This window comes from bacterium (assembly GCA_036524115.1).
GTDB lineage: Bacteria > JAUVQV01 > JAUVQV01 > JAUVQV01 > DATDCY01 > DATDCY01.
Genome location: DATDCY010000252.1, coordinates 1 through 3,537, shown reverse-complemented (window position 1 = coordinate 3,537; position 3,537 = coordinate 1). Strand labels below are relative to the sequence as shown.

Below are 3,537 nucleotides of genomic sequence, written 5' to 3'. Positions count from 1 at the left end.
CCGCGCTGGCGCGCGCGGGGCGGGCGCCGTCGCTCGCGATCGCCGTCCCGGAATGCGACAGTCTCGGGCTCGCGCTGCTCGGCCCGCGCCCGCTCGACGAGGCCTTTTTCGAAGCCGGGCGCGGCGGCATCGACACCCTCGTGGTCCTCGAGAACGACCTCTTCCGGCGGGCGGACCGCGCCCGCGTGGCGGCGCTGCTCGACGCCGTTCCCAACGTCGTCACGATCGACCACACGCTCCACGGCACGGCCGCGGCCTCCGACCTCCTCCTGCCGGCGGCGACGTTCGCCGAGTGCACCGGGACCTTCGTCAGCGGCGAGGGGCGCGCCCAGCGCTTCTTCGCCGCAATGCCGCCGCCAGTGGAGGCCCGCGAATCGCGTCACTGGGTCGAGCAGATGATGGCCGTCTCGGGCGAGGGCGTCCCCTGGCGCTCCGGGGACGAGCTGCGTGCCGCGCTCGAGGAGGAGTTCCCGGAGATGCGCGGGGTGGCCGGGTGCGCGCCGCCGGCCGGCGTCCGCTGGCTCGGTCGCAAGATACCCCGCGAGGGCCACCGCAGCAGCGGTCGCACCGCCCTCGGACCGGAACACGAGATGCATGAGCCGCGCCCGCCCGAGGACCCGGAGTCGCCGCTGGCCTTCAGCATGGAGGGCTACGCCGGGACGCCACCGCCCGCGCTCACCGCCCGGGCGTGGACGCCGGGGTGGAATTCGGTGCAGGCGGCGATCGCGCAGCAGGAGGTCCCGGGAGGCGCGCTGCGCGGCGGCGACCCGGGGATGCGCCTGATCGAGCCGCCCTCCGGGCCGGAGCCGCCAGCCCCCTTCGCCCCGCCCGACCCGTTCACCCCGCCCGACGGGCAATGGCGGCTCGTGCCGCTTCCGCACATCTTCGGCTCGGGCGAGCTGAGCGCTCTCTCCCAGGGGATCGCGCTCCTGGCGCCCCGGCCGGCTCTCCTTGCCAACCCCGGCGACCTGCGCGCCGCCGGTCTGGCCGAGGGCGAAGAGGTCGAGGCCGAGGTCGCGGGCGCGCGCGTTCGTCTGCCGGTGCAGGCGGAGGCCTCGCTGCCCGCCGGGGTCGCGGGCGTTGCGACGGACGTTCCCGGCCTGCCCTGGCTCGACCTGCCGGGCTGGGCCCGGATTCGCAAGGCGACGCCGTGAGCGAAGGGTTCGGCCCGGCCCTGCTCGTGTTCGGCGTGCTCGTCGGCGCGCTCACCGTCGCCGCATGGCTGATCTGGCTGGAGCGCCGGCTGCTGGCCGGCTTCCAGGACCGCTACGGACCCAACCGCGTCGGTCCGTTCGGCCTGCTGCAGGTGGCGGCGGACACGGTGAAGATCCTCCTCAAGGAGGACTGGGTGCCGCCGTTCGCGCACCGCGGCACGTTCGTGCTCGCCCCGGCGATCGCCATGGTCTGCGCCCTGCTCTCGTTCGCCGTCGTCCCCTTCGCGCCCGGCGCGGCCGTCGCCGACCTGGACGTCGGCCTGCTCTTCGTGCTCGCGATGTCCTCGCTCGGCGTCTACGGCGCGGTCCTCGCCGGCTGGGCGTCGAACAACACCTACTCACTCCTCGGCGGGATGCGCGCCGCCGCGCAGATGCTCGGCTACGAGGTCTTCATGGGCCTCTCGCTCATGGGCGTGGTCATGCTCGCGGGCTCCTTCCGCCTCGCCGACATCGTCGCCGCGCAGGAGCGCGTCTGGTTCTGCCTGCTGCAGCCGGCGGGGCTCGCGCTGTTCCTGACGGCCGGGGCCGCCGAGCTGCGCCGCATCCCCTTCGACCTGCCCGAGGCCGAGAGCGAGCTGGTGGCCGGCTACCACGCCGAGTACTCGGGGATGAAGTTCGGAATGTTCTTCGTCGGCGAGTACCTCGGCGTGACGCTGGTCTCCGCGCTGACGACGACGCTCTTCTTCGGCGGCTGGCGCGGGCCGCTGCTGCCGCCGGTCGTCTGGTTCGCGCTCAAGACGTTCCTGCTGATCTGCTTCTTCGTGCTGGTGCGCGCCTCGCTCCCGCGGCTGCGCTACGACCAGCTCATCGCCTTCGGCTGGAAGGTGCTGCTGCCGCTCGCGATCGCGAACCTGACCCTCACGGGCGCCGTGATCCTTGCAGGGGGCTTCTGATGGGCGGCATCCTCGGGACCCTCCGCGAGGTGGCGGGCCACCTCTTCCGCCGGCGCGAGACGGTGCTCTACCCGGAGGTCCGCCCCGCGCTGCCGCCGCGCTGGCGCGGGAGGATCGTCCTCACCCGCGATCCGGACGGAGCCGAGCGCTGCGTCGCGTGCTTCCTCTGCGCGGTCGCCTGTCCCGTGGGATGCATCGCTATCGAAGCGGCGGACGTCCCCGGCGGGCGGCGCGGCGCGTCCTCGTTCCGGATCAACTTCTCGCGCTGCATCTTCTGCGGTCTCTGCGAGGAGGCGTGCCCGACGGCGGCCATCCAGCTCACGCCGGACTGCGAGATGGGCGAGTACGACCGCCGCGAACTGGTCTACGAGAAGGACGATCTGCTGATCGCCGGACCCGGCAAGCGGCCCGGCTATCGCTTCTACGGCGTCGCCGGGGCGCCGGCCGCCGGGAAGGCCCCCGGCGACGCGGAGCACGAGGCGGCGCCCGTCGATCCCCACGGGCTGCTGCCGTAGGCGGGAGGAGGCGCGCGATGAGCCCGTTCCACGTGACGGCGGCGGTCGCGATCGTCGCCACCGCGCTGGCGCTCACGCGGATCAGCGCGGTCAACGCCCTGCTCTATCTGATCGTGTCCCTGCTCGCCGCGGCGGTCGCCTTCCTCCAGCTTGCCGCGCCGTTCGCCGCGGCCCTCGAGGCCCTTGTCTACGCGGGCGCCATCATCGTGCTCTTCGTCTTCGTGATCCTGATGTTCGACTTCGCGCACTGGTCGGCCGGCGAGGAGCAGCGCTGGCTCCGCGGCGGCGGCTGGGCCGGGCCGGCGGCGCTGACCCTGGTGCTCGCTGCCGAACTGGCCGCGCTGCTCGCGGGAGGGGCGCCGGCGCCTGCCGCGGCCCCCGCGGCGCTGGCGCCGAAGCAGGTCGGCGCGACCCTGTTCGGCGCGTACCTCGTCGCGGTCGAGCTGGTGTCCCTGCTGCTGGTCGCCGGGCTCGTCGGCGCCTACCACGTCGGCCGCCGCGCGGTGGCGGGCCGTCGGGGAGGCACGCCGTGAACGTCCCGGGCTCGCCGGGCCAGGCGCTCGCGCTGGCCGCCGTCCTCTTCTGCCTCGGGCTGGCGGGCGTGCTCGCGCGGCGCAACCTGCTGTTCGTGCTGATGTCGCTCGAGGTGATGATCAACGCCGCCGGCATCGCCTTCGTCGCCGCCGGCGCGCGCTGGGGTCAAGCGGACGGCCAGGTGCTGTACCTGTTCATACTCGCGATCGCCGCGGCCGAAGTCTCCGTGGGGCTGGCCCTCGTCATCAGGTTCTACCATCAGCGGCGCACGCTGGACGCCGATCGCGCCGGGGAGCCAGGGTGATGGCCGTGGAAACGCTCCTGGCGTTGAGCCTCGCGGCCCCGTTCGCGGGCTTCGCGCTGCTCGCGCTCGGCGGCGGG

General features: G+C 74.0%; 5 protein-coding genes. All 5 read left to right on the top strand.

The genetic code is table 11. From position 1 onward, the window contains the following. A partial coding sequence (locus tag VI078_12355) for a molybdopterin-dependent oxidoreductase (GenBank protein HEY6000073.1) occupies nt 1-1,154 on the top strand: 1,154 nt, incomplete at its 5' end. Beyond that, nucleotides 1,151-2,107, top strand: coding sequence for an NADH-quinone oxidoreductase subunit NuoH (nuoH, locus tag VI078_12350; protein HEY6000072.1), 957 nt, complete (start codon nt 1,151-1,153; stop codon nt 2,105-2,107). The genes VI078_12355 and nuoH, both read left to right, overlap by 4 nt. Beyond that, on the top strand, nt 2,107-2,622 hold the full coding sequence (gene nuoI / locus VI078_12345) for an NADH-quinone oxidoreductase subunit NuoI (protein HEY6000071.1): 516 nt from the start codon (nt 2,107-2,109) through the stop codon (nt 2,620-2,622). Before nuoH ends, nuoI begins: the two co-directional genes overlap by 1 nt. Nucleotides 2,623-2,639: 17 nt before the next feature. Further along, nucleotides 2,640-3,155 carry an NADH-quinone oxidoreductase subunit J gene (locus VI078_12340; protein ID HEY6000070.1) on the top strand — a complete coding sequence of 172 codons (516 nt, stop codon included), beginning with the start codon at nt 2,640-2,642 and terminating at the stop codon, nt 3,153-3,155. Further along, a complete protein-coding gene (gene nuoK, locus VI078_12335) occupies nt 3,152-3,460 on the top strand; it encodes an NADH-quinone oxidoreductase subunit NuoK (protein ID HEY6000069.1) in 309 nt (102 codons plus the stop codon). Before VI078_12340 ends, nuoK begins: the two co-directional genes overlap by 4 nt. Nucleotides 3,461-3,537 lie beyond the last annotated feature (77 nt).

Excerpts from the sequence above, each read along its gene's own strand:
- nuoI (HEY6000071.1), top strand. The coding sequence starts at position 2,107 with ATGGGCGGCATCCTCGGGACCCTCCGCGAGGTGGCGGGCCACCTCTTC.
- VI078_12340 (HEY6000070.1), top strand. The coding sequence starts at position 2,640 with ATGAGCCCGTTCCACGTGACGGCGGCGGTCGCGATCGTCGCCACCGCG.